This window comes from Pseudoalteromonas sp. Bsw20308 (assembly GCF_000310105.2).
GTDB lineage: Bacteria > Pseudomonadota > Gammaproteobacteria > Enterobacterales > Alteromonadaceae > Pseudoalteromonas > Pseudoalteromonas fuliginea.
The window spans coordinates 186,659-203,638 of sequence record NZ_CP013139.1 but is presented as its reverse complement, the minus strand read 5'-3'; the positions used below and the strand labels follow the sequence as shown (position 1 = coordinate 203,638).

General features: G+C 39.5%; 11 protein-coding genes and 3 pseudogenes. 5 read left to right on the top strand and 9 right to left on the bottom strand.

Annotated features, from left to right (window positions below; all coding sequences use genetic code 11):
- Nucleotides 1-170 precede the first annotated feature (170 nt).
- Nucleotides 171-2,297, top strand: a complete 2,127-nt coding sequence (locus D172_RS18185; RefSeq protein ID WP_007377197.1) for a glycoside hydrolase family 16 protein — start codon at nucleotides 171-173, stop codon at nucleotides 2,295-2,297.
- A gap of 242 nt (nucleotides 2,298-2,539) precedes the next feature.
- A complete protein-coding gene (locus D172_RS18180; RefSeq protein WP_007377196.1) occupies nucleotides 2,540-5,473 on the top strand; it encodes a TonB-dependent receptor in 2,934 nt (977 codons plus the stop codon).
- Between the two features lie 244 nt (nucleotides 5,474-5,717).
- Here D172_RS18180 and D172_RS18175 read toward each other — a convergent pair whose 3' ends face one another.
- Nucleotides 5,718-6,476, bottom strand: a complete 759-nt coding sequence (locus D172_RS18175) for an SDR family NAD(P)-dependent oxidoreductase (protein ID WP_007377195.1) — start codon at nucleotides 6,474-6,476, stop codon at nucleotides 5,718-5,720.
- Between the two features lie 130 nt (nucleotides 6,477-6,606).
- Here D172_RS18175 and D172_RS18170 point away from each other — a divergent pair, with 130 nt between their 5' ends.
- Complete coding sequence (locus D172_RS18170; RefSeq protein WP_007377194.1) at nucleotides 6,607-7,509, top strand: LysR family transcriptional regulator; 903 nt, start codon at nucleotides 6,607-6,609, stop codon at nucleotides 7,507-7,509.
- Nucleotides 7,510-7,571: 62 nt separating this feature from the next.
- Nucleotides 7,572-7,745 (top strand): annotated as a pseudogene (locus tag D172_RS21800) (IS110 family transposase); the annotation flags it as partial.
- 39 nt (nucleotides 7,746-7,784) lie between these two features.
- Here the strand turns inward: D172_RS21800 and D172_RS18165 are convergent.
- The 3 genes from D172_RS18165 to D172_RS18155 all read right to left on the bottom strand — a co-directional run bounded on the left by D172_RS18165 (nucleotide 7,785) and on the right by D172_RS18155 (nucleotide 10,051).
- Nucleotides 7,785-8,594, bottom strand: a complete 810-nt coding sequence (locus tag D172_RS18165) for an SDR family NAD(P)-dependent oxidoreductase (protein WP_007377192.1) — start codon at nucleotides 8,592-8,594, stop codon at nucleotides 7,785-7,787.
- A gap of 60 nt (nucleotides 8,595-8,654) precedes the next feature.
- A complete protein-coding gene (locus D172_RS21370; protein ID WP_083503357.1) occupies nucleotides 8,655-9,008 on the bottom strand; it encodes a MerR family transcriptional regulator in 354 nt (117 codons plus the stop codon).
- Nucleotides 9,009-9,766: 758 nt separating this feature from the next.
- Entirely contained in the window at nucleotides 9,767-10,051 is a 285-nt protein-coding gene (locus tag D172_RS18155; RefSeq protein WP_007377189.1) for a hypothetical protein, read from the bottom strand.
- A gap of 239 nt (nucleotides 10,052-10,290) precedes the next feature.
- On the opposite strand from D172_RS18155, the pseudogene D172_RS18150 reads away from it, so the two are divergent.
- Nucleotides 10,291-10,905, top strand: a pseudogene (locus D172_RS18150) (TonB-dependent receptor); the annotation flags it as partial.
- 51 nt (nucleotides 10,906-10,956) lie between these two features.
- Here D172_RS18150 and D172_RS18145 read toward each other — a convergent pair.
- The 5 genes and pseudogenes from D172_RS18145 to D172_RS18115 all read right to left on the bottom strand — a co-directional run bounded on the left by D172_RS18145 (nucleotide 10,957) and on the right by D172_RS18115 (nucleotide 16,811).
- Nucleotides 10,957-12,429 (bottom strand): S41 family peptidase, encoded by a 1,473-nt coding sequence (locus tag D172_RS18145; protein WP_007377187.1) that lies wholly within the window; start codon nucleotides 12,427-12,429, stop codon nucleotides 10,957-10,959.
- Nucleotides 12,430-12,558: 129 nt separating this feature from the next.
- Nucleotides 12,559-12,936: a hypothetical protein gene (locus D172_RS18140; RefSeq protein WP_033023702.1), complete on the bottom strand. Its 378-nt coding sequence runs from the start codon at nucleotides 12,934-12,936 to the stop codon at nucleotides 12,559-12,561.
- 388 nt (nucleotides 12,937-13,324) lie between these two features.
- A protein-coding gene (locus D172_RS18135) for an IS3 family transposase (protein ID WP_150115549.1) occupies nucleotides 13,325-14,505 on the bottom strand; the annotation gives its coding sequence in 2 pieces (ribosomal slippage) (nucleotides 13,325-14,247 and nucleotides 14,247-14,505; 1,182 coding nt in all).
- A gap of 44 nt (nucleotides 14,506-14,549) precedes the next feature.
- Nucleotides 14,550-15,677: pseudogene (locus D172_RS18125) on the bottom strand (IS3 family transposase).
- Between the two features lie 399 nt (nucleotides 15,678-16,076).
- Nucleotides 16,077-16,811: an HNH endonuclease gene (locus D172_RS18115; RefSeq protein ID WP_007379011.1), complete on the bottom strand. Its 735-nt coding sequence runs from the start codon at nucleotides 16,809-16,811 to the stop codon at nucleotides 16,077-16,079.
- Nucleotides 16,812-16,980: the final 169 nt, after the last annotated feature.

Genomic DNA, 16,980 nt, shown 5'->3' with positions numbered 1-16,980 from the left:
TAAACTAATTGTAAATAAATTAGACAAATAAGTTGACCAATTCGTCACTCCACAATATCATTTGTAAGCGCTTACAAAACACAACCTAAAATGTAAGCGCTTACAGCATGAAAAACAAAGCTCAAAAAACAATTAATCTGACAATAATCTGTTGAAACCGGGGTTCAGTTATGAACATTGAAACAACGCACATTACACGTTTACTTGCCGCTATCTCTTTAGTTACGTTAGCTGGCTGTGGTGGCGACTCTGCCACTAAATCAAATTTTGAAAATGTAGATGCCTCTGAGCCAGTATCAGATTGGCAAATGGTTTGGAGCGACGAGTTTGAAGGCTCAGCCATTGATACAAACAAATGGAACTATGAATTAAACTGCAATGGCGGTGGTAACAACGAGAAACAGTGTTACACCGACAGCGAGCAAAATGCATTTATTGCAGACGGTGTGTTAAACATTGTTGCCCTACCTGCTGAAGAAGGTGCAGAAAAACCTTACACTTCAGCGCGCTTAAATACGCGTTACAACGCTGACTTTACGTATGGTCGCTTTGAAGTGCGCGCCAAACTTCCATCAGGACAAGGTAGCTGGCCAGCATTTTGGATGCTGCCAACAGATGAAGTTTACGGCACTTGGCCTCGTTCTGGCGAAATAGATGTTTTAGAATCAGTAAACCTTAAAACACCGGATGAAGATGGCGGGATAGAGTCTAGTATCCACGGCACCCTTCATTACGGACGCGCGTGGCCAGATAACAGCTACACAGGGCAAGAATACAAATTCCCTGAAGATACTAATCCAGCAGATGATTTCCACACGTATGCTGTTGAATGGCAAGAAGGTGAAATTCGCTGGTACGTAGATGGCTACCTTTATGCAACTCAGCGTCAATCTGAGGTTTTATATAATTCCAAAAATGAGCCTGCGGGCTTAAAACATCGTGGTTGGTTTGCCGAATACTTTGAACAAGGTTCTGGCGAACTTACAACGCATTGGGATAGCGCACCATTTGATAAAGACTTTCACTTATTGCTAAACCTAGCAGTAGGCGGCGACTGGCCTGAAAACGTTAATGATTTAGGTGTAGACGCTAGCGCATTTGAAAACGGTCAAACCTTTGCTATTGATTACGTGCGTGTTTATCAATGTGCATCAGATCCTGATACAGGTAAAGGCTGTGAAACCGTGCGTCCAGGTTACGATAGCCTAGACGATGCCTTACTTGAGGGTGAGGCACCAGTTCCTATAGCTGGAGGAGTTACTCCATTAACCATATTTAGTGATTCTTTTAATATTAATTGGCCTGCATGGGATTGTTGCGGAGGTTCAACTCCTGCAATAGTAGCTGACGCTCAGCAAGGTAATACAGTTGAATTTAGTGTTGGTGAAAACCCAACTGTAAACGGTTTTATCTCAAGAGCAGCAAACATTTCTGATGAAGCAGGCGTAGTATCACCTTTCGATGCAACCCCCCTGTTAGCACAAGGGTATTTTCAATTTAAAATGAAAGTAACTAGCGCACCTGCTGATGCAAACTCTACATGGGTTGTTAAGCTTGAAAGCGCAGGTGACGTCCCTACCGCTGCCGAATTGCCTATTACCCAAAGCGTTGAAGGTATTACCCCTGTTGTAGGTCAATGGCAAACATACACCTTTAAATTAACCGATCTTGTTGCTGCAAACCTAGATATTAGCGCAATTGATGCGGTTATGATCTTTCCTGCTTGGGGCACTGGTAACGGCGCTGTATATAGAGTAGATGATGTAAAAATAACTCAAGATTTCCCAGAACTTGATGTGTTCTCTGATACCCAAAATCTTGATTGGCCAATGTGGGACTGCTGTAGCGGCTCTACGCCAGTGGAAGCAATGGATGATGAACAACATGGTATAACTGCAGAGTTTACAATAAACGATACGCCTACTGTAATGGGCTTTAATAGCCGTACATCTGTTGGCGGGAGCGGCGAAGCATTTGATGCAAGCGCTATCATAACTGTTGGTCAAATTACATTCGATATGAAAGTAACAAGTATGCCAAGCACACCCGATGCTCCATGGTTTTTCAAAGTTGAGTCAAACGAAGGTGATTCTGCTGTAGAGCTTGCACTTACTGAAAGTGTTGAAGGCATTGCCCCTATTTTAAACGAATGGCAAACATATACTTATACGCTTTCTGACTTATCGACTGCCGGTTTAGATGTAAGTTCGATAGATGTATTAATGATTTTTCCTAATTGGGGCCAAGGCGCTGGCGCAGTATACCGTGTTGATAATGTAAAAATTTCAAACCCATAATTTAGATTTCACTGACAAAAATTTAGGTGTTTATACCAATTGCATTAAACAAGAGACCTATTATAGCGCTAAGAAAATAGCACAATAACAAGGCGAAAATTGTGACATATAGTTGTTCTATATAAATAATTTTTAACGCAGTTAGTGAGTTATTTAATGCGATAGAATGATCATATTTTTAATAAAATTGGTATTACACAGCACCTTCACTCTTGAACAACATTTTATAAAGCAGAGCTATTATGAACACATTCAATTTTAAAAAGAGCCAACTTGCGGCTTCTGTGTCTCTCATCATTGCTGCGAGCACATTAAACACAGCTATTGCGGCAGAAGCACAAACCAGCGTTTCATCTGATGTAGAAGTTATTGAAGTAAAAGGTATTCGTGGTTCACTTATTCGTTCTATAGATATGAAACGCGACTCTTCAGGTATTGTAGATGCCATTTCGTCTGAAGAAATGGGTAAATTCCCAGATACCAACTTAGCAGAATCATTACAACGTATTACCGGCGTATCGGTGAGCCGTGCAAACGGTGAAGGTAGCCAAATTACAGTACGTGGTTTTGGTCCTGAGTTTAACTTAATAACCTTAAATGGCCGCCAAATGCCGGGCACAGGTTATACTCGTTCGTATAATCTTGAAAACATCGCCTCTGAAGGCGTAAGTGCCCTTGAAGTATTTAAAACAGCACGTGCAGACGTGCCAAGCGGTGGCTTAGGTGCAACAGTTAATATTTCTACTGCGCGCCCTTTTCAAAAGCCGGGTCAAAACTTTTCAGCTACCGTTAAAGCAAATCACGACTCGTCAAACGAAGCTGGCGATGACGTAACACCAGAGTTTTCTACTGTTTACAGCAATACTTTTGTAGATGACACTTTTGGTTTTGGTTTTTCATTTTCGCACCAAGAGCGTGACTTTCAAAAACAAAGTGCCAATATTCAAGGCTGGCAGGCAAACGTAGACTTACCTGAATTAGATAGCAGCAACGTCGTTGATAACCGCACAGACCCTGCAGGTAACTACTACTTCCCTAAAGACATGAATTACTCTATTGAAGATGTAGAACGTGAACGTACAAACGGACAAGTTACTTTTCAATACGCACCGGTAGATGGCTTTGTAGCAACACTTGATTACACTGCAAGTAAAGCTGTAACTGGCTCTCAAAGCATTGGTTGGGGTATTTGGAACGACTTTGGTAGCAATATTAATGGCTACGAGCTAGATGAAAATGGTACAGCTGTTTATGCTGATATTAGCGGTAACGATGCGTCATTCACAGCTAATAAAGGCACTTCAGAAGTAAAAGCACGCTCACTTGGTTTAAACCTAGATTGGGAAATTAGCGACACGTGGCACGTAGAGCTTGATTACCACGACTCTAAAAACGAAACTGATAACGGCGCCGACAATGGGCTGGGAAGTGCCGGCCAAGTAATTTTAGGTTCTGATCAGCTAGCTAATAAAATTTATGATTACCGCACGGGCGAAGTACCCAGTGCACAAGTTAATTGGTTAAATGGCACAAGTGAATTAACGCCTGGCGAAATTGATTCAAACTTTAGTCAGTTTACTCACTCACCGGGTGAATCAAACATTGAACAATTACAGCTACATACAACATGGTATAACGAAAGTTATGACATTGGTTTAGTTAAAGTAAAATTTGGTGCATCACGTACAGAACAAAACACCGGTGGTTACACCGCGTGGAGTGGTTTAGTAGGTGGTCCAGGCTTTAACCCATCGTATACAGAAATATTCCCAGATAGCATGTTTACCCGTCACGATACATCGGGCCTTTTAGATCAATTTGAAGGGGGCGGCAGCAACTTACAACCTGGTTACTACTATACCTACGATTTTGACGAAGCTGTTGCACGCCAAATTGCTTACTTAACGGCAGATGTAACAGGTGGCGATGCATATGCTGCTAATGCATACGCAGACGGAATAGATAGCGAAAGCTACGTAGAAGAAATCACTGATAGCTTTTATGTACAATCAAGCTGGGAATTTGACGTAAGTAACTACTACGTAAAAGTAAATGCAGGCCTACGCTATGAGCAAACAGACGTAACCAGTACTGTACGTCAACGCGTTGAAGATCAAGTTAATTGGATCAGCGCTTCTGAGTGGATCATGCAATACGCTGCTGGCGGCGATGATAACTTCTTAGAGCAACAAGGTGATTACGATGTTTTACTGCCTTCAATCGACGTAAGTGTTGATTTAACTGAGGACGTAGTAGCCCGCGTATCTTGGGGTAAAACAATGTCACGTGCACCATTAGGTAATTTAGCCGGTGGCCGCAGCTTAACAGGCAGCCCAAAACCAGGTTCTCGCACAGGTAGCCAAGGTAATACAAACTTATTGCCGTTTGAATCAACAAACCTTGATTTATCACTTGAGTATTACTACGCAGAAGGCAGCTACGCATCTGTTGGTTACTTTAAAAAAGACGTTGATAACTTTATTCAAACCACCATTACGCAAACTACTATTGATGGCTTGCACGATATTTTAAACGGCCCTCGTTACTTACAAGCCGTAAGCGATATTGAATCACGTGGTGAGCAAGCAACAACCGACGCTATTTTTGCACAAATGATTGCCAGCGGTTACGGCAATGCAAATGGCGTTATTGAACCAAACAGCGACGATCCGCTAATTACATGGAATATTAGCCAACCACAAAACACCGACAGTAAATCGGTAGATGGTTTTGAAGTAGCTGTTCAGCACTTAATTGGTGAAACCGGTTTTGGTGTTGGTGTTAACGCAACGTTTGTAGATGGCGACGTTGAATTTGATAGCGAAAGCCTTGATCAACAAGCACCGCTTACAGGCTTAAGTGACTCAGCTAACTTCCAAGGTTTTTACGAAAAAGACGGCCTATCAGTTAAAATTACTTATGCATGGCGCGACTCATACCTAATTGGTGTAGGCCAAGCGCAAGGTTCAGCTGATGCGCCTCCGCAATATGCTAAAGCGTATGGCCAATGGGATATGAGCGTTAACTACGATGTAAACGAAAACGTAACGGTATTTTTTGATGGCATAAACTTAAATAATGCCACCGAAGAAGGTTACGGACGTTACGAAGAGCAATTCTTATTTGCTAATCAATACGGTCCTCGTTACTCAATTGGTGCTCGTTACACGTTCTAACTAAATTTCCTTTAGTAAAAAATGCAAAAAACCGCTCACCGAGCGGTTTTTTATTGTCTAAAGTCATAATTTTTTAATAAGTGATACCAATCTGTTTATATATGGGGACTATTTAACGTTAAGAAAATTACGCTAGAGCTGGGCAAAAATTTTTGTACATAGTTGTTCTAAAGAAAAATTTAGACGACGCTATAGTGAAATTTAATTCACTAAATTGCTCAAAGATTCATGCCGGTTGGTATGATTACATATACATACCGCCCGATACCTCAAGTCGTTGGCCTGTCATCCAACGGTTTTCGTCCGCTAATAAGTTAGCAATCATAGGCCCTATATCGTCTGTTACACCAACTCTGCCCATTGCCGTTTGTGATGTAATAAACGCATTTACTTCATCGTTATCACGAACGACGCCATTACCAAAGTCGGTTTCAATTGCACCAGGGGCTACAACATTTACCGTAATATTTTTAGGTGCAAGTTCTTGAGCTAAATACCTTGTCATTACTTCTATTGCACCTTTGGTCATTGCATAAGTAATATGACCGGGTAATGAAAAACGCGTTAAACCACTTGATAAATTAATAATACGACCACCGTTTTTTATAAAGGGCAACAATGTTTGGGTAACAAAAAATACTCCCCTTAAGTTAATATTTATTAACGTATCAAAAGTTGATTCACTTGTGTCTGCAAAACTGCTAGTAAGCCCCACCCCTGCATTATTAATTAAGTAATCAAACTCACTTTGTTGCCAATGAGTCTGCAGGACATTTTGTAGTTGTTGTGCAAAATCCTCAAAGCCGAGCATATCACTTACATCTAATTGCAATGCAACCGCTTTAGAGCCTAGCTCCTGTACTTGCTTTACAACCTCTTTTGCTTCTTTTTCATGACGACGGTAAGTAAAAATACAATCGATATTTTGCTTTGCAAGGCAAAGCACCGTGCTTTTACCAAGCCCACGATTACCACCGGTGATCACTGCAATTCGTTTGTTCATTGTTATATCCTGTTGAAAATAAAAGCGGGGAGTTAAATAACTTCCAAGCCAGTATATTTTTTCAAGCAACAAAGATAAACAGGCTGAAAAGAGTTACACTGTTCAAAATAAACGAACAATAAACAGTGTTATGAAAGACCTAAACGCAATACGTATTTTTATTAAAGTAGCGCAACTCAGTAGTTTTTCTAAAGCAGCAACAAGCTTAAATCTTCCTAAGTCAAGTGTATCGCAAGCAGTAACCATGCTTGAAAGTACATTAAATACGCGTTTATTACACCGTACTACACGCACTGTAAATATGACTTCAGACGGTGAGCTATTTTATCAACGTGCACTAGGAATTATCAGCGACGCTGACGATTTAAAAAATTTATTTGTAAGTGAGGATAAAGGTTTAACAGGCCGAATACGTGTAGATATGCCACAAGCTGTTAGTCGAGATACCATCATTCCAAACTTAAGTTCGTTTTTAAAAATGCACCCAAATCTTGAAATAGAACTTGGCAGCTCCGATAGACGAGTAGATGTCATTAAAGAAGGATTTGATTGCGTAGTAAGAGTGGGCGAACTTACCGACTCATCGTTAATTGCACGACGTTTGGGCAGCTTTAAAGTTTTAAATTGCGTAAGCCGTTATTATGTAAAAAATCATGGTTTACCTAAAACTCTTAACGATTTAAAAAATCATTACATTGTTCGCTACAGTCAAACACTTGGTATCCCTGATCCGGGTTTCGAATATTTAGATAGCAATAATCAATTGCAATCAATAACGATGAAAAGCCAGCTTACTGTTAACTCCTCAGAGGCATATTTAAGCGCAGTACTGAGTGGTTTCGGGCTTATTCAATCACCTATTCACGGTATAAGTAAATACCTTGAATCTGGCGAACTTATACAAGTTTTGCCTCAATACGCGATGCCCGACCTACCAATCAATATTTTGTACCCAAATAGGAACCATCTACCCAAGCGCGTAAGTGCATTTATGCTTTGGCTTGAAGAACAATTGAGCGTCTTTACAAAGTAATAATCTGTGCGTTATTCATTTTGCGCTAAAGCATCGTTACTTAGCCACGATAGTTGGCAGCAAGAAGTAAAGGAAAACCCCATAATAGCATCATCAGAACATTAGCATTTAAGTGGATACGAATACTGTTTAGGTGTTTAAAAACACATACGCCCTACGATAAATCAACTTACTTAACTGTATTGAAAAGCAAGGGTTCACCACTATTAAAATTTGCGGTGGAAAGTGAGTTTTAGTGCTTGCTGTCCACCTCAAGGCATGTCCTTATATGAACCTTAAACTAAGCTTTTTCCCAGTACATTGTCCTTAAACATGCTAACAACTATTTTGACTGTCCTTTTACGTGAAAATAATCGAGGTATTAAAGAGACTACGTAATTAATCTTACCCGATACTGTATACATTCTATTTTTTTCGTAAGCCGCGAGCGCAGATTTAACTACCTTGCTTGCAGGAGCCAAGTTCATATTGGATGTATCAGCATTAGCATTTTCCATAAAACGAGACTCTGTAGTACCGGGGCACAAGGCCATGACGCGAATATTCTTATCTAATAATTCTCCGGTAAGAGCCTCTGAAAAACTTAATACAAAAGCTTTAGATGCACCATAAACAGTCTGGTATGGTAAAGGTTGAAAAGAACCAATAGATGCTACATTAATAATTCCGCCGCTATTTTTATTTACCATTGCAGGCAAACATAAATGAGTAAGTTCAACTAATGCATTAACATTTAACATCAACATTTTATGATAAGTTTCAAAACTCTCACCAGAAAACTCACAAAATTTTCCAAAACCAGCATTATTAATCAAATAATCAACTGACAAGCCTAAATCATTTATTTGTTCAAATAATTTTTTAGGGCCATTTAGTTCACTTAAATCGGCGGGAATAGTTTTAATCCAAATGTTCCTATGTTCACGCTCTAACTCTTGCGCTAAACTTATTAGATCGCTATGCGTTCTGGCTGTTAGGATTAAATTAGCTCCTTTGCTAGCGAGTTGTTTAGCAAACTCTTTCCCGATGCCTGAAGATGCGCCTGTAATTAATATATTTGTGTTTTCTAAATTCAGCTTTTTCACTATAAATCATCCTATGAGTTAATTATCAGTTAACTGTAAGCCTTTCCCTTGAGGGGAAGGTCAAGTGAATTCTTTAACTAAATCTATTTTAAATTGCTTCAAATTCTCATTTTTCAGCAAAATCTCGTCAATCTCTTGTTTTAAAAGTGATATTTTTTTATCTATAAGTAGGTGAATCAAATCAATAGGAAGTTTCTTTTCCTCCGTTTTTTGAGACACTATATCCTTGATTTCACCGAGGCTAAACCCAAGGGTTTTAGCACGACAAATCATACTTATAACCATAACATCATGATTACTATAAATACGGTAGCTACCTTTTCTATTTGGAAGCGTTATCAAACCAATTGACTCATAGTACCGAATAGCTTTTCGAGTTGCTCCAGTCAATTCAGAAACACGACCTATTAACATAGTAATCCTTATGAGTGATGGAATAGATAATCGTCTAATGCTTACATTTAACGGCTAAAGAACGTTGGCTGAAATGTGTGAAGCACGAACAATAGCCAGCTGTTATTAGCCCGTTTGAGAGTAAACTTGGTGAGCAGGCTTCAATGAGTTTTTCCATTGACCTAATCCTCTAAACACGGCCACCCCACAAATAAGAGGCTTTTGAGTATTGCGTCATCCCACCTTCCAAGACTCAATTTTTTATCCTTAAAATATACCGAGCCTGTAGATTAACCCGTTTTTTATTTGTTCTTTGATAAACAAACCATAGCTGAGTTCCTATTTTGATTCAATTAATTACTGTATTTTATAGAGAATATAACGTGGGAGTTTGGTGTTGTTTTAATTGCCGTTTTGGAAGGAATTACGGGGGATTGAGTGGCTTTTATTTAGGGTGAAAGGGCTTAACTCTAAATTTTAAGACAAACGTTTGTGGAATGGGCAGGATTATCTGTGCGCTATTCATTTTGGGCTAAAGCATCGTTACTTGGCCACTATAGTTGGCAGCAAGAAGCCAAAGGAAAACCTCATAATACCGTCATCAGGTCATTGGCATTTAAGTGGATACGAATCCTATTTAGGTACTGGAAAACACGTACGCTTTAAGACGAATCAACTTCCTTAACTTCATTGAAAAGTAAGGGTTCACCGCTGTTAAAATTTGCGGTGGAAAGTAAGCTTTAGCGCATGCTATCCACCTCAGGGCGAGTTCTTAGATTTCAAAGTGATGCAATATACGCCTCGGATTTTTTACGATAACTCTCTTCAAAAGCGATAATTGCAGCCACCACGCCAGAGCCTAATAAAACAAACATGGCTGATGGAAATATAGCTGTTGATAAAACAAACAATTGATTAATCCCAAATCCCGTTTTCATGAAGAAAGATGTGATAAAGGCAATAATTGATACGACAATAGCAATGAGCGCTAAAACAGTTGTAACCCTCGTGATTAGCAATAGCAAAGGTAAGTTTTGTGTAGATAAATTTTTATACGGCTTCATCGTAGATTCCTTTCATTGAAATATAACGAGCCTGAAGATTAACCCGTTTTCTATCTGTTTTTATTAATAAACAAACCATAACTGAGTTCCTATTTTGGTTCAATCTATTACTGTATTTTATGCAGAATATAAAGTGGGAGTTTGGTGTTGTTTTAATTAGTTTTTTGGAAGGAATTACGGTGGTTAAGTGCAAAATTTAAGGTGGGTGTCTTTGTTATTCTTATTCCATTTGTTATTTCGTAAGCGATATTGAATTACGTGGTGAGCAAGCAACAACCGATGCTATTTTTGCACAAATGATTGCCAGCGGTTACGGCAATGCAAATGGCGTTATTGAGCCAAACAGCGACGATCCGCTAATTACATGGAATATTAGCCAGCCACAAAACACCGACAGTAAATCGGTAGATGATTTTAAAGTTGCAGTACAGCACTTAATTGGTGAAACCGGTGTTGGTGTTAACGCGACGTTTGTAGATGGCGACGTTGAATTTGATAGCGAAAGCCTTGATCAACAAGCGCCGCTTACAGGCTTAAGTGACTCAGCTAACTTCCAAGGCTTTTACGAAAAAGACGGCCTATCAGTTAAAATTACTTATGCATGGCGCGACTCATACCTAATTGGTGTAGGCCAAGCACAAGGTTCAGCTGATGCGCCTCCGCAATATGCTAAAGCGTATGGCCAATGGGATATGAGCGTTAACTACGATGTAAACGAAAACGTAACTGTATTTTTTGATGGCATAAACTTAAACAATGCCACCGAAGAAGGCTACGGACGTTACGAAGAGCAGTTCTTATTTGCTAATCAATACGGTCCTCGTTACTCAATTGGTGCTCGTTACACGTTCTAAACTATTTCCTAGTTAGAAGGTTAAGCCGCTTGTTACAACAAGCGGCTTTTTTTATAGCGTTTTTATTTGCTCAAGCAACACATTGGTTGTCCAATCAAGGCCGTTATACGCCACATCGGGTTTGTAAAAATCCCCTGCCCCACGGGCTCTATTTACATATACTTTATTTGGCACAATAACTTTGCCTAAGCCTGAAGGTAAATCGGCTAAGCGTACCTCCATATACATAGAATCAGCGCTACTTGGTGCACCAAATAACGTTGTATTTTCAAAAAGCTTAAACTTATCAAGCGCATCTAAACAAGCACTCGCACATTGCGGCGGCACTATAACAAACACCTTGGTTTTAAAGTCACTCACTAAAGGCTTTTGTGGTATGTTATTTAGCGTATTAGTTTCTTGCTCTACATAAAATGGATCATCATTTTTAAGTGATAAAGCCATGCCAGTAGAGACGGTTTTGAGAGTTTTCAGTACTTCGGATTGATCTTTTACAACGTCCAATAAAGACTCTACATAGTCAGTATTATCTTTTGATGCTCTCCACCACACTTGCGTGTTTTGAGAAGTATTATTTGCTTTTTGCTCTACTACTTTTTGGCCCCATAATCCTTTTGCTATTTGTGAGCTCCAATAAGATGAGCCACCTTGGTTATGGCGCAAATCTAATACCACGGCTTTTGCAGTAAGTAACTTGCTACGTTGCTGTTGTATTTTTTCAAACACTTTATTGTAGGCAGTAGTTTGTTTATCGGTTGATGAAAAGCTAGGCATAGCAATCCAACCAATGTTTTTTTCAGGCCACGTTAAATCAATGGGGAGTTCATCACCGTTGTAGGCATTTTCTAAATGCTTGCTTGCTGACTTAGGCCTCACAGACCAATGTAATACGTGTGTATAGGTATCGCCATTGGCTTTAACAAATTCGCATTCTTTTAGAGGAGTTAAAAATGGATTGCCCTCGTCAATTAGTAACCGCCAACCTTGCTGCCACCAATGCCCAGGTTGTGCAACTTCACCATGAAACTTAAATATTCTCTCACGCATTAAGGTATCAGTGCTTTGCCCATCACATTGGCTTACAACGTCGCCTTTGCTAATATTGCTGGCTTCGCTGTAATACACTTTTAGCGCATCTCCTCGCCAAACAGCACTAAAGCCTGGCCAGCGGCGCGCGGGTCTATCTACGCTTGAAAACGCACCAGCATGACCATCTTGTAACACAGTGCTAAAGCGTGCAATTGCCGCAACATGCGCCTGCGGCCCGCTTGCTTGAGCCGACAATGTAAGTGCCTCAGTTTTTGCTTGTTTTAATAAATCAGGAAAAGTTGGGTTATTAACATCAAAGATACCAGGATGATTTTGTGCAGTAATACTATAAGCCGCGTTAATATCGCGCTCTGTTATGCTGCGCCACTGCTCAGGTGTAGTAGGTAGAATGGGTTCTTGTGCAGCATTTATAACTGGTGATAGTAATAAAGCGCAGAGCAATACATGATTGGTTATTTTTGTTTTTATAGTCATAAAAATCCGTTTAAATGTTGTGGTATATATAATTTAAGATGCGTGTTTTATTTAATACCGCTCAAAGGCGCACCATTTTAAAGTTTTCAATAGCTAAATTTTACTAGTTACCCACCTCACGGCGAGTTGTTATGTTTTGGCAACTTGAAACCTGCCGTGTTTAACCCAACCACAAAAAAATACAAAACTAACAACACCCTGAATTAAAATAATCCAGAACAAAGACTCCTCGAGGAAATCTGGATAGTTCAGGGTATGTATCAATGAGATTAAGCCGAACACACTACCAAAACTAAGAAAGCCTAGTATGGTCAAAGTAGAAAAGTAGCCAATATTCTTTCTAGACACTATGCCGTAAATGGCAACGGCTACTAAACAAAGATAAATCGCTGATGAAACTATAGTTAGACCATTTAGCTCCCCGTCTACAATTTGTTCCTGAGTCAGCTTAACTCCTCTCATTAGAAGAAGTAGTATTAACCAGCCAATAGTTAGATTTTTCATCATACTCTCTGTGAATATAACGAGCCTATAAATTAACTCGTTTTTTATTTTTTATTAATAAACAAACCATAGCTGAGTTCCTATTTTGGTTCAATCTATTGCTGTACTTTTACTCAGCATATAAAAAAGAGTTTAATGTTGTTTTAATTGGCATTTTGGAAGGGATTACGGGTGTTTGAGTGAAAAATTTAGAATGGGTGTCTTTGTTATTTTGTTATTAACCAGCCAATAGTTAGATTTTTCATCATACTCTCTGTGAACATAACGAGCCTATAAATTAACTCGTTGACGTGGTCAACTAAATTCAGTCACCCTAGTTAAGAAACCATATCTAATGTTTCGATTCGTTCTTCAAAGTCATTTGGGCTTTGATAATTTAAGTATGTAGTGGTCAACTAATTTTGGCCACAGTTTTAGAACCTTGATATCTAACCTCAGATTCATTTGGTGCTAAACCGGCATTATAATGATGCGGCCTAACATTGTTGTAATATCCATTTATGTAATCACTTACGCTATATTTAGCGTCTATAAAGTTTCCATATCCAATCTTTGGCATCCATTCCGTCTTAAAGCTTCTAAAAAATCGCTCCATTGGCGCATTATCCCAACAATTTCCACGTCTACTCATACTTTGTGTGATTTTATAGCGCCATAAACGTTGGCGATATTTTAAACTTGTATAATGGCTACCTTGGTCTGAATGGAACATGAGTCCTGTCGGTTTCCCTCTGCTTTCATATGCGAGTTCAAGCGCTTTTAGCGTTAAATTAGTATCTGGTGACAACGACATTGCCCAGCCAACCACTTTGCGTGCAAATAAATCAATAACCACGGCTAAATAAGCCCAGCGATTGCCTGTCCAAATATACGTCACATCACCGCACCACACGGTATCCGGCTCAACAACATCAAACTGTCTATCAAGCAGGTTTGGGATTTCAAGGTGTTCATTACCACCACGTTTATATGAATGTTGAGGTACTTGGCAGCTTTCGAGCTTTAATTTAACCATTAGCTTAGCTGCACGATAACGGCTCAATTCAAAATCATTGTTCGTTGCTATCGCTGCGATTGTCCGTGCCCCTGCTGAACCACCACTCATCGCATGTATTGCTTTTACTTCAGCCTCTAACCTTACTTGCTCAGGTGTCGGCGTTGTATCCCGTATGGCCCAGTACTTATAGCTGCTGCGATGCACATTGAATACGCGACATAGCACATTAATTGGATAACGCTCTCGTTGATTTAACTTCTCGATTAACGAGAATTGTTCAGGGAGTCGGACATCAAGAGAGCGGTAGCCTTTTTTAATATATCCTTTTCTAATTCAATGCGTTGGATTTGCTTTTTAAGTTCGCGGATTTCAATTTGTTCGGGCGTCATTGGTGACGCTGATGGTGACTGACCATTGCGTTCTAGCTTTAATTGAGTAACCCATTTACTTACGGTTGATTTACCCACCCCCATCGCTTTTGCTGCGTCTTCTTGCGTATAACCTTGGTCTACTACAAGCTGAGCCGTTTCTAATTTAATTGCCGCTGAATATGTTGCGCGTTTTAATTTCGTCATTTTTTCACCCAAATTTGTATGCTTATTAGCATAACATTTCTTTCTTAATGGGTGGCCAAAATCACTGTACCACTACAGTACGAATGTAAGCGACGACTGTTGTACCACATACAGATGTAATTCATTACATCCTGTTGAGCCTCATAACGCGTTGGGTAGTTTTTCCAATGCACGCGCTCTTGCTTCAAACTACCGAAGAAGCTTTCTGCAACAGCATTATCCCAGCAACAGCCTTTCTTACTCATGCTACCAATGAAGTCATTTGACTTGAGCAATTTACGATATTGGTGGCTTGCATATTGAACCCCTTGATCTGAATGGATAATTAACCCTGTTTTGGGTTGGCGTTGCCACATCGCCATAGTCAGTGCGTCACAGACAAGCTGCGCTTTCATTCGTGAGCCCATGCTCCAACCAACGACTTTGCGCGAATATAAATCAATCACTACCGCCAGATACAACCAACCTTCTGCAGTCCAAACATAAGTGATATCTTGTACCCAGGCTTGATCAGCTGCTTCAACGTTGAAGTTTTGCTCAAGTACATTGGGATAAATAGGCTTATTATGCTCACTATTCGTTGTCACTTTGTATCTCTTTTTATAACGCACCCAGACATTTGCCTCTTTCATTAGCTGTGCTGTTTTGTAACGACTCACCGGAAAACCGAGTGCATTTAAGACTTTCTGAATACGCCTTTCACCGTAAGTATTATCACTGAAGTGCGCTATGTCCTTGACACAATCAATCATTTCTTGATGTGTTGGATCCTCTGATTTAGTTGAGAATCGCTTTTGATAACTATAGTAATTGTTACTTTTTACACCCAGTATTCGCCACAGGCCAGGTCTTCTTGTATTGGGTTATGAACGAATATTTCACTTCGTTTCTTTGGCAAAGAAGACCGTCGCTTTTTTTAATATTTCACGCTCCATTTCTAGGCGTTTCACTTGCGCTTTTAGCTCTCTGATCTCTTCTTGCTCAGGGGTTAAATTACCGTTCCCTCTAAAAGCATGCCCATCATCATTTTCAGCTTCTTTTATCCAGCGACCAAGCATGTTGGGATTTACCCCTAAATTTCTAGAGGCTTCTGCTTGTGAGTAGTTTTGCTCAACAACTAATGCGATAGCATCAAGTTTAAATTCTTTGGAATACTTTTTACGTTTTGTCATTATCGATCTCCAGTTAAGTTGATTATCTCTTAACTGGGGTAGTCGAATCCATTAAACCACGTCACGTTTTTTATTTTTTATTAATAAACAAACCATAGCTGAGTTCCTATTTTGGTTCAATCTATTGCTGTACTTTTACTCAGCATATAAAAAAGAGTTTAATGTTGTTTTAATTGGTATTTTGGAAGGGATAGCTGGTGTCTGAGTGCAAAATTTAGGATGGGTGTCTTTGTTATTATTTTTGAGTGCAAAATTTAGGATGGGTGTCTTTGTTATTATTTTTGTCATTATTAAGGTGTGAGCAACGCTAGCACAAAACCTAACCTTACCACCGTAAACACAAAACCCAACGATGGAATGAAAAATGCCAAGCATTGGGAATCACTCTTAAATGCTTTGTTATGTATTTTTTTTGATGATTTCTCTTAACTGATCTGGGTGCATTGCTGGCTTTGTTCTATGAACCATAGCATGGCAATTTGGGCAAAGTGGACGAAGATCATTTATAGGGTCAACTTTGTACTCTTTCCCAACAAGAGCTATATCCAATACGTGATGAACATGGATAAATCCTGAACCTAGCTCAGCTCCGTACTTTTCAGAAAAGTCAAAATCACATGAGTTACACACGGCACCATAATATTCAATGCACTTTCGTCGAGCTTCAGGATTACGTTCGATTGCATTTACAGTAACTTGCTTTACCTTACCCTCTTTGTATTCAGGTTCGTTAGTCTCATCTGGATATAAAGAAATATTAACGTGGCTGGAAAGTAAATAAATACCACCAGTTCCATTAAACACTTTTGCTGATAACTTTTTGCCAATTTTAGTGGCAAATTTTTGTAGTTCATCAGAAGCTAATTTGTACTCTTCTGATGTCTCCTCTAGCTTGGAAAACCACTTATTTAAGACAGCTTGAGTCTCTCCGCCATTTCCTTTACCAACGTAGTTTGAAACTGTTGTATTTCTGTACCCGATGAATTTACTTGGAGCAAATAAGCTGAGCTCTGGGAAATAATACCAATGGAAGAACTGGGAAAAACGGTCATAAGCAATGCTATTCCCTTTAACTATGTAACTAAATTCTCGAGCATTTTCGATTACTTCAGCAGTAGACTCAACTAAGTTCATTTTTCACCTGATTTTGAGATTTTCGATAAATACATAAACGCCTCGTTAAGAGGCAAAAAATTGTTGGCCAAAATTAGCGACGAAGGAGCAAAAGCCTGAGAGTAAACTTGACACCCATCTTAATTTAAATAGGGAAATTTAGGATGGGTGTCGCTGTAATTGCTGCGAA

Bases quoted from the DNA above. Each gene is read 5' to 3' on its own strand.
- D172_RS18185 (WP_007377197.1), top strand. From the start codon at position 171: ATGAACATTGAAACAACGCACATTACACGTTTACTTGCCGCTATCTCT.
- D172_RS18180 (WP_007377196.1), top strand. From the start codon at position 2,540: ATGAACACATTCAATTTTAAAAAGAGCCAACTTGCGGCTTCTGTGTCT.
- D172_RS18175 (WP_007377195.1), bottom strand. From the start codon at position 6,476: ATGAACAAACGAATTGCAGTGATCACCGGTGGTAATCGTGGGCTTGGT.
- D172_RS18170 (WP_007377194.1), top strand. From the start codon at position 6,607: ATGAAAGACCTAAACGCAATACGTATTTTTATTAAAGTAGCGCAACTC.
- D172_RS21370 (WP_083503357.1), bottom strand. From the start codon at position 9,008: ATGTTAATAGGTCGTGTTTCTGAATTGACTGGAGCAACTCGAAAAGCT.
- D172_RS18155 (WP_007377189.1), bottom strand. From the start codon at position 10,051: ATGAAGCCGTATAAAAATTTATCTACACAAAACTTACCTTTGCTATTG.
- D172_RS18145 (WP_007377187.1), bottom strand. From the start codon at position 12,429: ATGACTATAAAAACAAAAATAACCAATCATGTATTGCTCTGCGCTTTA.
- D172_RS18140 (WP_033023702.1), bottom strand. From the start codon at position 12,936: ATGATGAAAAATCTAACTATTGGCTGGTTAATACTACTTCTTCTAATG.
- D172_RS18115 (WP_007379011.1), bottom strand. From the start codon at position 16,811: ATGAACTTAGTTGAGTCTACTGCTGAAGTAATCGAAAATGCTCGAGAA.